The organism is Ruegeria sp. BC6 (assembly GCF_056539185.1).
In genome coordinates, this window is record NZ_JBQFUM010000001.1 from 1,252,051 (window position 1) to 1,269,015 (window position 16,965).

Consider the following 16,965-nt stretch of genomic DNA (forward strand, 5'->3'; position numbering starts at 1 on the left):
GCGGCCCGGATCCGGACCGCGCTTGCCGCCTGTCCGTGCAGCTTAGGCCAGCACCGGGGCAGCTACAATGTCAAAATCGCACCCCGCACCCGTGGGTGCGGGGTTTCCGCATCACGCTTCGGTCGGTTCGGATTTGGAGCGGCTTTCGACAATCTCGTCGATATGGCCCCACTCTTTTGCTTCTTCCGGGCTCATGAAATTGTCACGGTCCAAAGCCTTTTCAATGGCCTTTTTCGACTGTCCGGTATGCTTGGCATAGATATCGTACAAACGATCCTTCAGCTTCTGCGTTTCGGCCGCGTGAATCATGATGTCGCTGGCTTGACCCTGGTAACCGCCGCTGGGCTGGTGCACCATGATGCGGCTGTTCGGCAGCGAGAAGCGCATCCCCTTCTCTCCACCCGCCAGCAGGACCGACCCCATCGAGGCCGCCTGGCCGATCACCAATGTCGAACATTTTGGCTTGATGTACTGCATTGTGTCGTAGATCGACAGACCGCTGGTCACGACACCGCCGGGCGAGTTGATGTAGATCGAGATTTCCTTGTTGGGATTCTCGGCTTCCAGATGCAGAAGCTGCGCTACGATCAGGTGGCTCATCCCGTCATGGATCGGGCCATTGATGAAGATGATCCGCTCCTTCAGCAGGCGAGAGAAGATGTCATAGGCCCTTTCGCCGCGGCTGGTCTGCTCAACGACCATCGGGACGAGCGTATTCATGTAGGTGTCAACTGGATCGAACATTCGGAACCTGCCTGCTTTGGTGTGAACCGGGACCATACCCGATGAGAAGTTACATGAGTCTTAGTGTTGCCTTCGGGGGCCTGCAAGGGGCAGCGGACACGCGACGCCGATTGAGAAATACGGATCAGTCCGCATCGTCGGGATCCCGCAAAACAGAGCGAACGACCGCGCAGAACGCAAATACCCGGCTGTTTTTTGGCCTCGCCGCCATTCACAGCGCTTTCATCACGCCATTTTGATCCATGCATATGGAAATATCTGATCATTCTATATAGAGACCCAATTCGCTCAGGCGAAACTAACAAAGGGAACACCTGCCCCACACTCACCAAGGGGCCAACAAGGACAAGAAGATGGCACTTCCCCAACTTTCCGAAGACATCTCGCGCGACGACATGGACCGGATGGCCGCTAACGCAACCCGCGCTTCGAATTTTCTGAAAGCGATCAGCCACGAGGGCCGGTTGATGATCCTCTGTCATTTGGTATCCGGCGAAAAATCGGTGACCGAACTCGAGTCACTGCTGTCCGCCCGACAGGCCGCCGTTTCACAGCAACTGTCGCGGCTGCGCCTTGAGGGGCTGGTCACGCCCCGGCGCGAAGGCAAGGCGATCTACTATCGCCTTGCAGACGACCGACCTCGCAAAATGCTGGAAACGGTGTACGAGTTGTTCTGCGACGAGGAATAAGTCAGAACACCCATTGAATGGCGAAGGGCGCAACAGATCGTTGCGCCCTTCTTTGTTCACGAATTGCCGCTGCAGGCCTGGAAACTTGCGGCCATTGCGCGCAACAGGTCCGGATACAGGGTCGGACCCGGCTCGAGCGCAACCCCGATCGGGTCAAGCACGATGATTTGTGCATCCACCCCCTCGGTCGCGGCAGAGATCAGGCGAGTGTCAAATTGCGGCTCGGAAAAAGCGCAATCAATGCCCTCTTCTTCAATCCGGGCCTTGAGCTCGGCCAGACGAGCCGGTCCGGGTGCGGCCGCGTCGCCCAGGCTCACGGTGCCCGACGATGCCAGATCGAACCGGTGTTCGAAATACTGGTAGGCGTCGTGAAAGGTGACAAACCGCGGTTCTGACTGCGCCAGATCCGCCCGGATCTCGGCCTCCAAAGCACTCAGGCCTTCAACTGCCTTGTCCGCATTGGCTTGGTACCGCGCAGCGTTATCCGGGTCCTTCTCTGACAGAGTTTCGGCAATTGCCTGCACCCAGACGCGCGCGTTTTCCGGGTCCAGCCAGGCATGCGGGTCTACACCGTCGTGGTCATGCCCGTGGTCATGGTCATGTGCATCGTGATCGGCGTGCTCTTCATGTTTCTCATGTTCATCGTGATCCGCATGGTCGTCGTGACCTGCATGATCCTCGTGGTCATCGTGGTCCGCATGGTCATCATGGTCCGAATGATCATCGTGATCGTCGTGGTCTGCATGCTCCTCTTCGCCCTCATGATGATTGGCCAAGTCGCGGAAGTCGTGCCGCACGGTCCCCGCTACCTCCAGCAACTCAACCTGCGTCGCTCCCTCGGAAAGGGCGCCGAGTGGTCCCGTCATCCACGGGGTCAGTTCCGGGCCTACCCAAAAAACCACGTCCGCAGATTGCAACGCGCGCGCCTCGGACGGGCGCATGGCGTGGTCATGAGGTGAGGCTCCGGGCGGGATGATCAGGGAAGGCTCGGCAACACCGTCCATGACTTGGGCAACCAACGCGTGAACCGGTGCGATATCGACGGCAACATTGGGCGCATCGGCCGCCGCCTTTCCGGCCAGCACGACGCCGGCCAGCAACAAGAATTTTCGGGACATGTCACCTCCTCGAATGATATGTTATTACATTGCTGGTCGGCTTGATATTGCCCACGTTATAACATATCAAGCCAAAAATTTCGGAGCGCACATGAGCACAGTAGGCTTCAGGCACCACAATCATAACCACTGCATGAAAACCGCGCTGAGCAAGGCCGAGGAAAAATGCGCCAACCAGAAGCTTCAGTTCACGCCGGTGCGCCGCCGCGTGTTGGAGATCTTGTTGGAGCAGCACAAGGCAATGGGAGCTTATGACATTCTGGCTGTTCTATCCGCCGAAGGCATGGGGTCGCAGCCCCCGGTGGCTTATCGTGCGCTGGACTTTCTGGTGCAGCATGGGTTCGTGCACCGTATCGAGCAGATGAACGCCTATGCGGCCTGCGCCCACCCCACGCACGACCACGTGCCTGCGTTTCTGATTTGCCGGGCGTGCAAGGCCGTGGCCGAAACCGAAACCGAGCTGACCCAGGGCCGGCTTGGTGCTGCCGCCGACACATCAGGTTTCACCATTGAAAGGATCGTGGTCGAGGCCGAAGGTCTTTGCCCGGACTGCATTGGAACGCAGCCATGACAACCCCTCTCATTTCCCTAAACAACCTATCCGTTCGCTTGGATGGAAGGCTCATTCTGGACAACGTATCCGCCCAGATCGCCGCTGGTGAAATCGTCACCATTGTCGGCCCGAACGGTTCGGGAAAATCGACGCTGCTGCGCGCCATGATCGGAGCTGTTCCCGCGGCTCAGGGCACTGTTCGGCGCGCTCCGGGTTTGCGGATCGGCTACGTCCCCCAGAAACTCGCGCTGGACGCCGCCCTGCCGATGACCGTGCAACGATTCCTTGGGCTGCCGAAACGGGTTTCGGCCAGCAAGGCCAAAACCGCGCTTGAACTGGCCGGCGTGCCGGACTTGCGTGACAGACAGATGACCCGACTATCCGGCGGTCAGTTTCAACGGGTCCTTCTGGCCCGCGCATTGCTGGAAGAGCCTCAGGTGCTGCTGCTGGACGAAGCAACCCAGGGGCTTGATCAGCCCGGCGCAGCTGCCTTCTATGAACGCATTGAACAGGTTCGCACGGACCTCGGCTGCGCCATAGTCATGGTCAGCCATGACTTGCACGTCGTCATGGCCGCGTCCGACCGGGTTCTGTGCCTGAACGGGCATGTCTGCTGTGAAGGGGCACCCCAGATGGTCGCGGACGCGCCGGAATATCGGGCGTTGTTCGGCAGCGGAACGCGGGGCACGATGGCCTTGTACCAACACAAGCACAGTCATACCCACGATCACAATCACGCGCAGGATACGTCACACTGATGCTGGACGATTTCATGGTTCGCGCCGCCCTGGCAGGGCTCGGTGTTTCGATCGCCGCGGCACCGCTGGGGTGCTTTGTCGTCTGGCGGCGCATGGCCTATCTCGGAGAGGCCACCGCACATGCCGCCGTATTGGGTGTGGCGCTGGCGCTCAGCTTTTCTCTGCCGCTGCTACCCGCAATCATTTCCGCTGCACTTGCCATGGGCTTGTCGGTCAGCCTGCTGCGCGGTCGCGGTTACGCCATGGACACGCTTCTGGGTGTGATTGCACACACCGCACTGGCCGCCGGCTTGGTAACCGTGGCGTTGCTGTCCGATGTCCGACTCGACCTGAATGCTTTTTTGTTCGGCGATATCCTTGCCGTCACAAAGTCCGATCTGGCCACGATCTGGATCGGTGGCGCCACGATTCTGGCTTTGATGGTCTGGCGCTGGTCAGCCCTTCTGGTTTCGACGCTCAACCCGGACCTGGCTCAGGCATCCGGGATCGATCCGAAACGAGAAGAACTATGGCTGACTCTGGCGATGGCACTGGCCGTTGCGGTCGCCATCAAAGTTGTCGGCATTCTTCTGATCGCAGCCCTGCTGGTCATTCCAGCGGCCGGAGCCCGCCCTTTGGCCCGCACCCCAGAAAGCATGGCTTTCACCGCTGCGATTATAGGCTCGACGGCGGCGTTGGGCGGGCTGGGCGGTGCATATTGGGCGGATACACCCGCCGGACCAAGCATCGTTTGCGCGGCCGCGTTGATCTTTGTCGCGACGGCCATCCTTGGTCCCATCTTCCGCAAAGGCTGATCACCCAAAAAGGTTTGTCTGCGTTGCCTGAATGGTGCTACCGATTGGTAGTCGACCAACCAAGGAGATATCGATGATCCGCACTATTCTGATCGGGCTGAGCCTTTTGGCCCTGACGGCCTGTGAAACCGCGAAAGGCGCGGGCAAAGACATCGAAAAAGCCGGCGACGCCATCCAGGGCGCGGCGACGGACGTTCAGGAAAGCCTCTGACACCCGTCAGCATCTAGCGGACAGCGGCGCAGCACTACCAACATATGGTTGAAAGTTCCGGGCGACCGGACTATTGTCGCTGCCACAGGTGCATAGACGCGGTAATGCATTACTGACACGACTGCGGGGTTCTTGTGCAATTGCGCAAGAACCCCGTTCCCGTTCTGACGGGCGGTGAGTGGAAGCCTGTACGAAACCGAAATCGGCAAAAGGAAAAGGCGCCAGGTGCGCAGACGCGGTCTTTGCATGTGCCCTTGCGGACACCCCTGACGCCTTGCCGGGTCGACACGCCCGAGGGACGTCCCGATCCAGTTGCTTCAGCCCCCGAGGGGACCTCGCTGCCGCAAAGCACCTGATGGCGCTCTGCCGCCCGCTCTGGCCTTCTGAGAAGCTGACCGCTCAAGCCGGGCTTGCGCCCCTCCTGACTGGTCACCTACCGGTAAGCCCTTGCAACCCGACGAAAATCCTAAGATCTGCCTGCGGTGCCAGGACCCCCTGACCTTTGCGTCCCGCCTTGGATCGTGATGAACCTTGGCGATGTCTGAACCTTGGCACTCACCCTCACTTCCGGCAAGAAAATAGCACTGCAGCATGAAAAATAGCCGGGGATAAAATGTTGATATCCGGCTGGAAGACGATGTGGATAAGTCGGGAAATGATGAAATCGGGCTGGGTTGCACTGGGAAAAGCCGAAGGCGGATTTCTCTCCGCTCAAATAGGCGATTTCTGCGGGTGCGAAGAGAAAATCCCGGCCCTCATCGCGGACCTGACGTGACAGATACGGGCATATCGCTCGAATCGACGTCGATGAATTGCCACACGCAACGGTGAACGAACGTGCAGCCCACAAATTGAGAAGCGTTCCGACCCGGACGAGGCAACCTACTACTCTCCGTCTCCCGCAAAATCGGGCAACGGCAACTACCCCCTACAACCGCCTGGGCCGGAAACGCTTCAGTTCACCTGTCGTTCCAGAACCGTGCTGTAGGTGGTTCCAGTCCGCAGGCTACGGAAATCCGCATAGATCTTGCCGTCCTCGTACCGCGCATCGATCAGCGCGTTGACGCCCGAGGTCGGATCAGCAGCGGTTTCGACAATGCCGATCTTGCCCGAACCATCCTGGCTGATCGAGCCGGTGGCCTCGTACATCGTCCAGTCATCCATGGCATTGCGCCGCCACATGCTGGGCCCCCAGAACACGTTTTCGTGCTGCGCCTGGATCTCGAGCACCCATTCCGAGGTGTTGAACCGCGGCGCGGTGGCGGTGTTGGCGTTCGAGGGCGACACCGTTGTCTGGCTGGCCGTCCACGTGCCGCGCAGGTCGGGCATCGCATCGGCGAGGGCGGCAGAGCCCATGGTCAATGTCGCGGCGACGGCGGCGGCGCTGGCGGTCATGTATCTGGTCATGGGCTCTCTCCCTGTGATCGGCGGGCCTTGCTGGCCTGCTGAACAGATTGGGAGGGCGCGCGGCCGTTACAACTTACCTAAGGGAAACTTCATCAAGGATTCATGCGGCGCTCACCGGCGAGCTTAGGCCCAAGCCAGCGCAGTGCCCGCGATGACAAGGGCGATGCCCAGCCCCTCGCGGTAGGAAAAGGACTCGCCGAACAGGAAGAACGAGGCGATGGCGATCAGCACCACCTCGGCCCCCAGAATGCCGGTATAGATGATGCCCAGCCGTTCGTCGCGCAGCGCGGCGAGTTCCAGCGTGGCGGCGGCCAGCAAAGTGGCGACGATCAGCAGCCCCAGCCCGAGGCCGGGGAGTTTCCACCAGAACTTCATCGAGATCATGGCCACGGAATAGAGACCCGCCGATCCAAGCGCGATGATGGGGATCATGGACATGGGGCCTCCGCCATTGGTTTCCGTCGGGTCAACCTTAGCAGGTGCGGGTCGGCGGGGCTGTGAACTGGCTCACATTGCGGGAAGGCCCGTCTAGAAACGGTCCGGTGGAGCGATTCAGGGCCGAAAGGGCGGAGCCCCGGGGCGCAAAAGCGCAGCCAGTTCAGTGGAGGCAAATCTTCGGTTTGACGTGGGCGGCTCAGCGCGGCCCGGCGGTGTTTCAAGCCCGCCAATTGGATAGCTGAAAGAAACAAGATGGCTACTGAAACTCAGCGCCTCGTAGCATTTACCGGAGAATTTTGCTACTATATCAGAATTCATTTTTGGAGTATTTGAGATGTGTTCTCCCGAGGATATTGATGCAAAAACGCTTCCTGTAGAAAAAGAAACCCCTCTTTCGGAAGCCCAAGCTAAGATCGAGCGAACTTCGCTTGGCAGAGTAGACCAAAACGCCCGAAACCTACTCCTAGCGAATATTGCACTACTTGCATCCTTGACTGTTGTATATGGATTTGTCGAACCGCCTTACTTCTGGCGTTTCTTCCTTTGGACGGCTCTCGGCCTATGCGTGACTTCTTCCATTTTTTGCGCTTTTACAATTCATCTATCTGATAGGATGCTGAATTCAGTTGATCTATCTGGAAAAAAGCAAGATCGCACTGCAGTAAACAGGAATGACTTTTGGTCATTAACTCTATTTTCGTTTGCATTCGTTTCCCTTGCAGTATTTGTCGCCGCAAACCTTGCCGAGGCCCTGCGAAATGACCGCATCATCGTCGATATTTCAGCCAGTAAATACAGAGTTTCTCCGGGCGAAATCGTACAGTTTGAGGTTGCCGGAGTTGAGGGAGAAGGTTTCCTGTGGGCGGTAGAAGAAGGCACTCTACTTGACGACGACGAACGTTCGGTATCGTGGATCGCACCAACAGAAATTCAGGGAACAAGTAAACTTATTAAGGTCGAAGTATGTGTCAGAAAAAATCATCTCTATTTGTGCCAGAGCGACAAAGTGTTGGTGACCGACGATCAAGTGAATACGAAAAAAAACAGCATAGGTTACAAATTCAAACAAGAAACAAAATTAGGTCAGTTTTGCCCCTCCCAAACCCACGATATTGTTCTGGCGATGGGAGGCTTAGAAGTCTTCAACGCTCCAGAATACTTGCAATCAACTGATCCTGTCGTGCCTCCGTTAATTTCCACACTCGAATGTTGTTCAACAAAGCCTATTTGGGATCAAAGGGAATGTCGGCGAGACTGTTAGTTAGGTATTAGAAGCGGGCGTTCAATCGATACAGTTCTCCAATTGAATCGCCACTAATTTGGCCTCGCCTACTATTGTCGCGCCAATTCCTCATGAACAGCCTCAGCTGTCCATTTTCAACGCCGAAATAAACGCCTCCTGCGGGATGTCTACCTTGCCGAACTGGCGCATCTTTTTCTTGCCGGCCTTCTGCTTTTCCAGCAGTTTCCGTTTCCGCGTGGCATCCCCGCCATAGCATTTCGCGGTCACGTCCTTGCGCAGGGCCGAGAGGGTCTCGCGGGCGATGACCTTGCCGCCGATGGCCGCCTGGATCGGAATCTTGAACATGTGGCGCGGGATCAGCTCTTTCAGCTTTTCGCACATGGCGCGGCCGCGGGTCTCGGCGCGGTCGCGGTGGACCATGACCGACAGCGCGTCCACTGGCTCGTCATTCACAAGGATCGACATCTTGACCAGACTGTCCTCGCGGTAGCCGGTCATCTGGTAGTCGAAGCTGGCATAGCCCTTGGTCACCGATTTCAGGCGGTCGTAGAAGTCGAAGACGACCTCGTTCAGCGGCAGGTCATAGACGACCATCGCGCGGCTGCCCGCATAGGTCAGGTCCAGCTGGATGCCGCGGCGGTCCTGGCAAAGTTTCAGCACGTCGCCCAGGTATTCGTCGGGCACAAGGATGGTGGCCTTGATGCGCGGTTCTTCCAGGTGGTCGACCTTGGACATGTCGGGCATGTCGGCGGGGTTGTGAAGCTCGATCATTTCGCCGTCTTTCATGTAGACGTGATAGATCACCGAGGGCGCGGTGGTGATGAGCTCGATATCGTATTCGCGTTCGATGCGGTCGCGGATGACCTCAAGGTGCAGCAGGCCCAGGAAGCCGCAGCGGAAGCCAAAGCCCAGCGCGGCCGAGGTTTCCATCTCGTAGGAGAAGCTGGCGTCGTTCAGGGCCAGTTTCTCGATCGCGTCGCGCAGGTCTTCGAATTCGGCGCTGTCCACGGGGAACAGGCCGCAGAAAACCACCGGCTGCGCGGGTTTGAAGCCCGGCAGAGCGGTTTCGGCACCGTTGCGGTCATTGGTGATGGTGTCGCCCACACGGGTGTCGCGGACCTGCTTGATCGAGGCGGTGAGGAAGCCGATCTCACCCGGGCCGAGTTGGTCGACCATCTGCATCTCGGGGCGGAACACGCCGACGCGGTCGACATGGTGCAGGGTGCCGTTCGACATGAACTTGACCCGCATCCCCTTTTTCAGAACGCCGTCCATGATGCGGACCAGGACGATCACGCCCAGATAGGCGTCGTACCATGAATCCACCAGCATCGCCTTGAGCGGCGCGTCCAGGTTGCCCTTGGGCGCGGGCAGATGGTGCACGATCGCCTCGAGCGTCTCATGGATCCCCTCGCCCGTCTTGGCCGAGACGCGGATGGCGTCGGTGGCGTCGATGCCGATCACGTCCTCGATCTGTTCGGCCACGCGGTCGCAGTCGGAGGCCGGCAGGTCGATCTTGTTCAGCACCGGCACGATCTCGTGGTCGGCGTCGATGGCCTGATAGACGTTGGCAAGCGTCTGCGCCTCGACCCCTTGCGTCGAGTCGACCACCAGCAGCGAGCCTTCGACCGCGCGCATGGACCGCGAGACTTCATAGGCAAAGTCCACGTGGCCTGGAGTGTCGATCAGGTTCAGCACGTACTGTTCGCCATTGTCGGCGGTATAGTCGATGCGGACCGTGTTGGCCTTGATGGTGATGCCGCGCTCACGCTCGATATCCATGCTGTCGAGCAGCTGTTCCTTCATGTCGCGATCCTGCACCGTTCCGGTCTCTTGGATGAGCCGGTCGGCAAGGGTGGATTTGCCATGGTCGATATGCGCGACGATGGAGAAATTGCGGATATGAGCGAGGTCTGTCATAGCGTCGGGATATGGTTCGAAATCGGGCGCTGGTCAAGGTGAGACAGCACGTCGGACGCCCCATATTTCAGCGCTATGAGGCCACGACGCTGCGGTTGGCTTCGTTCCAAGCCCTCAGCTGCATTCAGGCGACCGTACGTAGACAGAACTCGGCCGTGTTGCACCGTCCAAAACGGGGTTCGAAGGGCATGCCACGGCCGACCATAGTGCCAACCGCGGCACTTTCGACTCAGGTACGGAGTTTCTGAAAGCAAATTGTTGAACGGCAGGAAAACTTGGACGATACTGCGCCGCAAGCCGAGAGGGACACAAGACTCCTCCGGGCAGGCAAAACGAGGCATGAGCATGAAACAGTTCCTCATTATCGCGCTATGCGCCACGTCGCTGACCACTTTGGCCCCGGCCACGACCGAAGCGGCGCAGATCAAACGTGCATGTTTGGCGTCCGACCGTTCGGCTGCGACACGCGATAGATGCAAGTGCATCCAGCGGGTGGCCGATCAGGCTTTGACCAACAAAGACCAGAAAACCGTGGCCAAATGGTTCACGGACCCGCATCAGGCCCAAGAGCTGAAGATGTCGAAATCCGCCCGCGATGACGCGCTGTGGGAGCGGTATCAGAACTTTGGCCGCATGGCACAGGCGATCTGCAGCTGACGCTGACCGCGATCCTTGACCTGACCCGCCCTGCGCCTCAGTAATGGCGCAGTGAAAGGGAAATCATATGGTGACGAAAGGGTTGACCCTGCGCGGTCTCGAAGTGTTCGAGGCCTTGGCGCGGACCGGTTCGGTGGCACAGGCTGCCGAGATTACCGGACTCAGCCAGCCATCGGTCAGCCAGCAGTTGCGCAATCTCGAGAATGCTCTGGGCACGGACCTGGTGGATCACGGGCGCAGACCCATGCGCCTGACCCAAGCCGGGCGCAGCTTTCTGGCACGGGCCGAGTCCGTTCTGGCCGAGTTGCAGATGGCCCAAAGCGAGCTGTCTGTCATGGGCCTGGGTCATCTGAGCACGCTTTCGATCGGCCTGATCGACGATTTCGACAATGACCTGACCCCGCGTCTTGCCACATTGCTGGCCGACAGCCTGACCCGTTCCAAGTTCAAACTCATAACCCTCCCCAGCCTCGAAATCTTTGAGGCGCTGGCTTCGCAACGCCTGCATCTGGCGGTCTCGGCCCACAGCGGCGAGGTGCTGGAAGGCGTGGTGGAGTACCCTTTGGTACAGGATCCTTTCATTCTGGTCGCGCCGAAGGGCGGTGTGCCCAATGGGGGCGTAGAGGCTGCTTTGCAGACCCTGCCCTTTCTGCGCTATGCGCGGGAACAGTTGATAAGCCGGCAAATCGAAAGCCACCTGGCGCGGCAACAGCTGCAGTTCGAAGAGCGGTTCGAGATCGGGTCGCACTTGGCACTGATGGCGATGGTGGCGCGCGGCCTTGGCTGGGCGATCACCACGCCGTTGGGATACATGCGGGCAGCCCGCTTCCACGAAGGCATGGATGTCTACCCGGCTCCATTCGGAGAGTTCTCACGCACTATTTCCCTCTTCACGCGGTCTGACTGGTCAGATCAGGTTCCGCGCGAAGTCGCCGGAATGACGCGCCGTTTGATGCAAAGTCAGATGATCGAACCAGCCCTTTCCCGCCTGCCCTGGTTGTCCGGTCAGTTGAAGGTGATCGGCGGCTAGCCGTCCATATATGCCACCAACCCATCCACGGCGGCTTCGATGAGGTCCAGCGCCCCGTCGAAATCGCGGGTATAGTAGGGGTCGGGCACATGATCGGCGCCGATTTGGGGCGCAAATTCGGTCAACAAGCGTACGGGTGTAGGATTGTCGGCCGGGCGCAAAGCCTCGATCTTGGAGAGGTTTTCGCTGTCCATACCGATGATCAGGTCAAACCTGTCGAAATCAGACACCGCAAACTGGCGCGCGCGCAGATCGCTCAGCTCCAGACCTCGGATGCGAGCCGCGTGTTGCATCGGCGCATAGGGTGGATCCCCGACATGCCAGTCGGACGTTCCGGCACTGTCGCAGACATGATGAGGCGCCCTGACACGAAAAACACCTTCGGCAGCAGGGGAACGGCAGATGTTGCCGAGGCAGACAAACAGGATACGCTGTGACATGGCTCGGGTTTAGCGTGTGGAGGGCGAATGGAAAAGATCGTGATTTTGACCGGAGCCGGGATTTCGGCGGAAAGCGGATTGGGCACCTTTCGCGATGAAGGCGGATTGTGGGCCCAGCACCGGATCGAGGACGTGGCGACACCCGAAGGTTTTGCCCGAAACCCTGCCCTTGTTCATGGCTTCTACAACGCGCGCCGGGCGCAGGCGGGTGGCGCCGACCCAAATGCAGCCCACACAGCACTGGCTCGGCTTCAGCGCGACTGGCCGGGAGAAGTGGTGATCGTAACGCAGAACGTGGACAGCCTGCACGAAGCCGGAGGTGCGACCGGGGTTATCCACATGCACGGCATCCTGTCCGGCGCGCTGTGCGCCTCTTGCGGGCATCGCTGGACTGCGCCAGCGGAAATGTCCGTGGGCGAACCGTGCCCCGCCTGCCGCGCGGCAACCGCCCGACCCGACATCGTGTGGTTCGGCGAAATGCCTTACCACATGGATCAGATTTACGACCATCTGGCACAGGCCGGGATATTCGCCGCCATCGGAACCTCTGGCCAAGTCTACCCGGCTGCGGCCTTCGTGCACGAAGCCATAGCTGCGGGCGCACGGACGGTCGAATTGAACCTCGAGCCTTCGGTTGGTGCATCCAGCTTCGATCAGACGCTGCTTGGCCCCGCCACCCAGATCGTGCCACGCTGGGTCGATGACTTGCTGGGCCGCAGGTGACTCGGGTCATCCCGCTGGTCTAAGCTAAAGGAACCTGAACCAGGAGAAACAGATGACCGAGCCTGAAGCCCCCCGTGGCGAAATCGTTGACGACGAAGGCATCGACAGCCGCGAAGCGCTGGGCGACACCCTTGCGGATCTGTGGTGGACGTTCCTGCTGCGCGGATTGCTTGCGGGGGCCGTTGGCATCGCCGCGCTGTTCTGGCCAACCGGCAGCATCGCACTGCTGCTGCGGCTGGTAGGGGTGCTGCTGATCCTCGATGGCGGCCTGACCCTGCTTGGCTTCGGGCGGCGGGGACTGATCGGAGGCGCGGGTATCGGGGCGGTCTTGATTGGGCTGGTCCTTTTGATCTGGCCAGAAGGCACAGCACGTCTGACGTTCTTCCTGCTGGGCGCCTGGGCACTGATCATCGGGATCGGCTCGCTGATTTCGCTGGGCCAGATGCATCAGCTGGACCCAGAACGTGCGACCGTCCGGAACTCGGGCATCGTGGCTCTTATCATCGGGCTGGTGCTGATCTTCTGGCCCGGAAGCGGCGTTGTCGCACTGGGCTGGGCAATCGCATTCTCCGCCTTGGCCTTTGCCGGCGTCATGCTGTTCATGGCCGCACGTTTCAAACGGGCCGGAGAACGGGTTTCGATGCGCGTGGTCAACAAGTGAAGAACAACGCTGATCGGCAGTTGAAACGCGAACAGGCCGGGGCTTGACCCGGCCTGACGCATGGATGACGGCCGCATCGCGGCCCGAAGACAGGCGTTCTGTTAGTTCGAGTGCTTCATTTGCCCGTGGCCGTCTTTCCGTTCCAGGTCCACGGGAATCTCGACAACGACCTCACCGGCCTGCTCAAAAACCAAAGTGACGGGTATGGTTGCGCCCTGCTCAAACGGCTGCTTGAGCCCCATGAACATCACATGGTCCCCGCCCCGCTGCAGCATATGCGCCTCGCCAGCGGCGATCGAAAAACCTTCCTCGACTTCCATCATCTTGGCCACGCCGTTGTCGTCGATCTTGTGCGTATGCAGCTCGACTCGTGCAGCGATATCGGATTTGACAGCGACGAGTTGATCATCGGTGTCGCCTGAATTGCGGATCATCATGAAGGCCGCACCAGCCTTGGCATTGGCCCCCGAGGATCGGGCGTAGGCATCCTCAACCGAGATCACACTTTCCGCATGGGCGGCGGTGGACATGATTGCAGCGACGAAAATAGCGGGCAGGATTGATTTGAAGGGCATCTCGCCTCTCCTTTTTGACTGTCTGATTGTATTGCGAAGGGTCTCAGACAGGGGCCGGCGGCGCGCGCGCCGGTCGCTGCGGGATCGGAGCCGCAACAAGGCTGTCGGAACGCAACGGTATGTCAGACTTTGCCCGCTCGGGCCCTTTCGGTGCCGGCAAAGGGGTATCCAGAACCGCACCCAGCAAGTTGAGCGCATAGTCGGGACAGAAATGAGGTGGTTTGGTGGGCTGGCCGTGCTCGTCCATATAGACAACCACAGGACCGTTCCCGGTGCAAAGCACCATTTGACCGACCGCCGCATTCAATCCCCGTGACGCCGCAAAACCCTGGCCTGTCAGAACCAGCATCAGCGACAGTAGCAACGGCAACACGAGGCGATAGGATCGGGTCATCTTGGCAGAGGTTTAGGCCCGATCGGAAACGGACTTCAAGTGCCTTCGTGAACGCTGAGACAGTTTGGCGCGAACCAAGGAAAAGGGCCGGCCTGACCGGCCGACCCCTGAATTTGCTTTGATCGTGACTTTCAAAGAATTCCGCGATCATCCGGACCGGTGTTGAGACCGGTATGCAGCCGGTTCACCCGCCGCTGCATCCGCGCACAGCTGGAAAATGACCCGACCAGAAGAGTCGAAAGGAAGGAAATAATAATTGAAGTATTCGCAGACATTACCACACTCCGCCGTAGAATAACCGCATACATAAAACAGATTCAAAACCCTGTATGTGAACAAAGTCACGCAGTCGCGTCCTTCTGCGTTCCGCACCGACACCGCGTGCGACACCAGTCCAACGGCAAAGTGATCGGGACGGTCTGGTTTGGGCGGAAATTCAGGCGTAGATCGTGGTCATGCCACTCAAAGCGCACACAGAAATTCAGTTCCTCAGGCTGCCGCAGATTGAGCCGGCTGAAATCGCACGGCACATGTCTGATCCCCGCGTCGCTCGGCATCTGCCTTTGCTGACGGGGCCCTGGGACATCGCGATGGCGCGGGCTTTCATAGACGCAAAAGAGGCCTGTTGGCAACGCGACGGGCTTGGGCACTGGGCGATCACGTCCGGCGGTTGCTATGTCGGCTGGGGCGGCTTCCAGCGTGAAGGCAGTGAATGGGATTTCGGCCTGGTCCTGACGGCGGATGCCTTCGGTCTGGGCACGCGCATCACCCGCAAGGCCATCGCATTCGCCCGAGCCGATGAACGTATTCCCTATGTCACTTTTCTGCTTCTACCGTCCCGCCGCAATCTCTCTGCGCTACGGCGCATCGGCGCGCGTTACGTCGGTCCGGTGACTCATTCCGGCGCGCAGTTCCTGAAATACAGGCTTGAGACAGGTTGAGGACCCACAGACAAACGAAAAGCCCCTGCACCAACGGGTACAGGGGCCACGAAACAGTCTTTGGGAAAATCAGGCCGAGGCTTGCGCCTTGGCGATTTCCTTTTTCACTTTCAGCGCGTTGGCGGACAGCTCTTCGTCCTTGGCTTTTGCCAGGAACGCGTCCAGACCACCACGGTGATCGACCGAGCGCAGCGCGGCGGCCGAGATGCGCAGCTTGACGCCACGACCCAAGGTTTCCGACTGCAGGGTCACGTCGTTAAGGTTGGGCAGAAAACGACGACGAGTTCTGTTTTTGGCGTGGCTGACATTGTTGCCAGTCATCGGGCCTTTTCCGGTCAGTTCGCAACGGCGCGACATGGTTTCTTCCTTTGTTTCTGGAGGCCGGGCATTAATCCGCAGCCAAATCACAAGGGGCACAACCCGAAGTCGCGCCCGAAAACTGGTTGGATGCGTTTAGTGGGAATCGCCGGAAGGGTCAAGACAGCAGCTGCGAAATCTTTCCTTGCCAATAAATGGTCCTGAAACGGCTCAGACATCAACAAGCAAAGGCCTGTGATTTTTGAGGTGACGAGCAATCAGACGGGCCTGTTGTTGGCTTATCGGGATCAACCTAGCGGGTTCGGATTCGTGGTTCTCATCAGCCAGTTCCGGAAAAATCGCAAGGATTTCAGTCCTTGCCGCGGGTCCCAGAGATTTCAGCGCCTCTGGGCCGGTATACAGGCTTTCGGTCGGCGCGGATTCGGCAAACAGGATCTCGTGCCGGTCGAACAGCAGATGGAAATACTCAATGCTGTCGACCGTGCAATCTACGAATATCCCCGGCAGCGCCGTCAGCTTGATCGCGGGAATCAGAACTTGATACTGGCCGAACATGCGTTGCGCGATGCGAGAACCGACCATCATGCGGTGCTGGCGGGAAACCAACAGGTCCCGCGTGGGCAGCCCCGCTCCCAAAGCCCCGGCGCAAATACGAACGGGGCGCAGTTTCGGATTGGCCCTCAGATCAATCGCATCAAACCTGCGCCGACCGATCCAGCGGATGGATTGGTTGCCGCTCTCGGCCGTACAGATCAGGTCACCGGTGCGCAGGTCTTGCACCTGTACCGGGCCGCGGTCAGTCAGAATGCTCGTGCCAGCGGTAAAGCAGGGAACACCGGATCCGTTTTCAAATGCGGAATAGGTGACTGTAATACCCGACGGCAGGGTGAAACTGCCGCTGGTCAACGAATAGCTGGTGCCGGCAGACACGGTAAATGTCCCGAATGAGCTGTCGTTGACCACGGTTCCTGCGGGCAGGTTCAGCGTGTCGGTACCACTGCCACCGCGCACGTCGCCGGACACGCTGGTGCTGCGGAAGTTCAGAACATCATTTCCGCCGCCCAGACGGATATTACCAATGACCGAGCCTTGCAGCGTGACCGTGTCGTCGTCTGATCCGGCTCTTACCTGACCGCCGATCGTGCTGCCGATCACCGTGATCGTATCGATCCCGGCATTTCCACGGACACTGCCAGAGATGGTACTGTTGGTGACAGTGATGATGTCGTTGCCTCCGCGCGCGCGGATATCATCAATCGGCGTACCCTGAGGGGTGCCATTCAGCGTACCGTTGTCATTGGTGACATCGATATCGTCGTCGCCGTTTGTCCCAAAGATATCGGGCATAAGA

The 16,965-nt window shown here is 59.2% G+C and carries 20 protein-coding genes; 11 read left to right on the forward strand and 9 right to left on the reverse strand.

The window, feature by feature from the left end:
• Window positions 1-111 precede the first annotated feature (111 nt).
• Window positions 112-744, reverse strand: a complete 633-nt coding sequence (locus tag ACR0MM_RS06255) for an ATP-dependent Clp protease proteolytic subunit (RefSeq protein WP_093962686.1) — start codon at window positions 742-744, stop codon at window positions 112-114.
• Window positions 745-1,097: 353 nt separating this feature from the next.
• On the opposite strand from ACR0MM_RS06255, the gene ACR0MM_RS06260 reads away from it, so the two are divergent.
• Window positions 1,098-1,433, forward strand: coding sequence for an ArsR/SmtB family transcription factor (locus ACR0MM_RS06260; RefSeq protein WP_093962687.1), 336 nt, complete (start codon window positions 1,098-1,100; stop codon window positions 1,431-1,433).
• Window positions 1,434-1,489: 56 nt separating this feature from the next.
• On the opposite strand, the gene ACR0MM_RS06265 is transcribed toward ACR0MM_RS06260, so the two are convergent.
• Entirely contained in the window at window positions 1,490-2,551 is a 1,062-nt protein-coding gene (locus ACR0MM_RS06265; RefSeq protein WP_170366612.1) for a zinc ABC transporter substrate-binding protein, read from the reverse strand.
• 91 nt (window positions 2,552-2,642) lie between these two features.
• Between ACR0MM_RS06265 and ACR0MM_RS06270 the strand changes: the two genes are divergently transcribed.
• The 4 genes from ACR0MM_RS06270 to ACR0MM_RS06285 all read left to right on the forward strand — a co-directional run bounded on the left by ACR0MM_RS06270 (window position 2,643) and on the right by ACR0MM_RS06285 (window position 4,867).
• Window positions 2,643-3,122, forward strand: coding sequence for a Fur family transcriptional regulator (locus ACR0MM_RS06270; RefSeq protein WP_170337589.1), 480 nt, complete (start codon window positions 2,643-2,645; stop codon window positions 3,120-3,122).
• The gene (locus ACR0MM_RS06275; protein ID WP_170366613.1) at window positions 3,119-3,862 is read left to right on the forward strand and encodes an ATP-binding cassette domain-containing protein; all 744 of its coding nucleotides are present in this window, start codon (window positions 3,119-3,121) and stop codon (window positions 3,860-3,862) included. Before ACR0MM_RS06270 ends, ACR0MM_RS06275 begins: the two co-directional genes overlap by 4 nt.
• A complete protein-coding gene (locus ACR0MM_RS06280) occupies window positions 3,862-4,656 on the forward strand; it encodes an iron chelate uptake ABC transporter family permease subunit (RefSeq protein WP_170366614.1) in 795 nt (264 codons plus the stop codon). Before ACR0MM_RS06275 ends, ACR0MM_RS06280 begins: the two co-directional genes overlap by 1 nt.
• A 73-nt stretch (window positions 4,657-4,729) precedes the next feature.
• A complete protein-coding gene (locus ACR0MM_RS06285; protein ID WP_093962692.1) occupies window positions 4,730-4,867 on the forward strand; it encodes an entericidin A/B family lipoprotein in 138 nt (45 codons plus the stop codon).
• Between the two features lie 954 nt (window positions 4,868-5,821).
• Here ACR0MM_RS06285 and ACR0MM_RS06290 read toward each other — a convergent pair.
• Window positions 5,822-6,274: a hypothetical protein gene (locus ACR0MM_RS06290; protein ID WP_170358302.1), complete on the reverse strand. Its 453-nt coding sequence runs from the start codon at window positions 6,272-6,274 to the stop codon at window positions 5,822-5,824.
• A 123-nt stretch (window positions 6,275-6,397) separates the two neighbouring features.
• Entirely contained in the window at window positions 6,398-6,712 is a 315-nt protein-coding gene (locus ACR0MM_RS06295) for a hypothetical protein (RefSeq protein WP_110644555.1), read from the reverse strand.
• A 334-nt stretch (window positions 6,713-7,046) separates the two neighbouring features.
• Here ACR0MM_RS06295 and ACR0MM_RS06300 point away from each other — a divergent pair, with 334 nt between their 5' ends.
• Window positions 7,047-7,973, forward strand: a complete 927-nt coding sequence (locus ACR0MM_RS06300) for a hypothetical protein (protein ID WP_480695040.1) — start codon at window positions 7,047-7,049, stop codon at window positions 7,971-7,973.
• Window positions 7,974-8,075: 102 nt separating this feature from the next.
• Here ACR0MM_RS06300 and lepA read toward each other — a convergent pair whose 3' ends face one another.
• The gene (gene lepA, locus ACR0MM_RS06305) at window positions 8,076-9,875 is read right to left on the reverse strand and encodes a translation elongation factor 4 (protein ID WP_480695042.1); all 1,800 of its coding nucleotides are present in this window, start codon (window positions 9,873-9,875) and stop codon (window positions 8,076-8,078) included.
• 345 nt (window positions 9,876-10,220) lie between these two features.
• On the opposite strand from lepA, the gene ACR0MM_RS06310 reads away from it, so the two are divergent.
• Together ACR0MM_RS06310 and ACR0MM_RS06315 are read left to right on the forward strand one after the other, a co-directional pair.
• Window positions 10,221-10,532 (forward strand): hypothetical protein, encoded by a 312-nt coding sequence (locus ACR0MM_RS06310; protein WP_170362998.1) that lies wholly within the window; start codon window positions 10,221-10,223, stop codon window positions 10,530-10,532.
• 67 nt (window positions 10,533-10,599) lie between these two features.
• Complete coding sequence (locus tag ACR0MM_RS06315) at window positions 10,600-11,562, forward strand: LysR family transcriptional regulator (protein WP_480695044.1); 963 nt, start codon at window positions 10,600-10,602, stop codon at window positions 11,560-11,562.
• Here the strand turns inward: ACR0MM_RS06315 and ACR0MM_RS06320 are convergent.
• Window positions 11,559-12,002 (reverse strand): low molecular weight protein-tyrosine-phosphatase, encoded by a 444-nt coding sequence (locus ACR0MM_RS06320; protein ID WP_480695046.1) that lies wholly within the window; start codon window positions 12,000-12,002, stop codon window positions 11,559-11,561. The two genes, ACR0MM_RS06315 and ACR0MM_RS06320, sit on opposite strands and share 4 nt — an antisense overlap.
• A gap of 27 nt (window positions 12,003-12,029) precedes the next feature.
• Between ACR0MM_RS06320 and ACR0MM_RS06325 the strand changes: the two genes are divergently transcribed.
• A complete protein-coding gene (locus tag ACR0MM_RS06325; RefSeq protein ID WP_480695048.1) occupies window positions 12,030-12,725 on the forward strand; it encodes an NAD-dependent deacylase in 696 nt (231 codons plus the stop codon).
• Between the two features lie 52 nt (window positions 12,726-12,777).
• Window positions 12,778-13,386, forward strand: a complete 609-nt coding sequence (locus tag ACR0MM_RS06330) for an HdeD family acid-resistance protein (protein WP_170337580.1) — start codon at window positions 12,778-12,780, stop codon at window positions 13,384-13,386.
• A 101-nt stretch (window positions 13,387-13,487) separates the two neighbouring features.
• Here ACR0MM_RS06330 and ACR0MM_RS06335 read toward each other — a convergent pair whose 3' ends face one another.
• Window positions 13,488-13,961: a copper chaperone PCu(A)C gene (locus ACR0MM_RS06335; protein WP_170370850.1), complete on the reverse strand. Its 474-nt coding sequence runs from the start codon at window positions 13,959-13,961 to the stop codon at window positions 13,488-13,490.
• An 849-nt stretch (window positions 13,962-14,810) separates the two neighbouring features.
• Between ACR0MM_RS06335 and ACR0MM_RS06340 the strand changes: the two genes are divergently transcribed.
• Complete coding sequence (locus ACR0MM_RS06340; RefSeq protein WP_170370851.1) at window positions 14,811-15,296, forward strand: GNAT family N-acetyltransferase; 486 nt, start codon at window positions 14,811-14,813, stop codon at window positions 15,294-15,296.
• Window positions 15,297-15,365: 69 nt separating this feature from the next.
• Here ACR0MM_RS06340 and rpmB read toward each other — a convergent pair whose 3' ends face one another.
• Both rpmB and ACR0MM_RS06350 read right to left on the reverse strand, forming a co-directional pair.
• Window positions 15,366-15,653, reverse strand: a complete 288-nt coding sequence (gene rpmB / locus ACR0MM_RS06345; RefSeq protein WP_039532366.1) for a 50S ribosomal protein L28 — start codon at window positions 15,651-15,653, stop codon at window positions 15,366-15,368.
• Window positions 15,654-15,824: 171 nt separating this feature from the next.
• A complete protein-coding gene (locus ACR0MM_RS06350; RefSeq protein WP_480695051.1) occupies window positions 15,825-16,961 on the reverse strand; it encodes a Hint domain-containing protein in 1,137 nt (378 codons plus the stop codon).
• Window positions 16,962-16,965 lie beyond the last annotated feature (4 nt).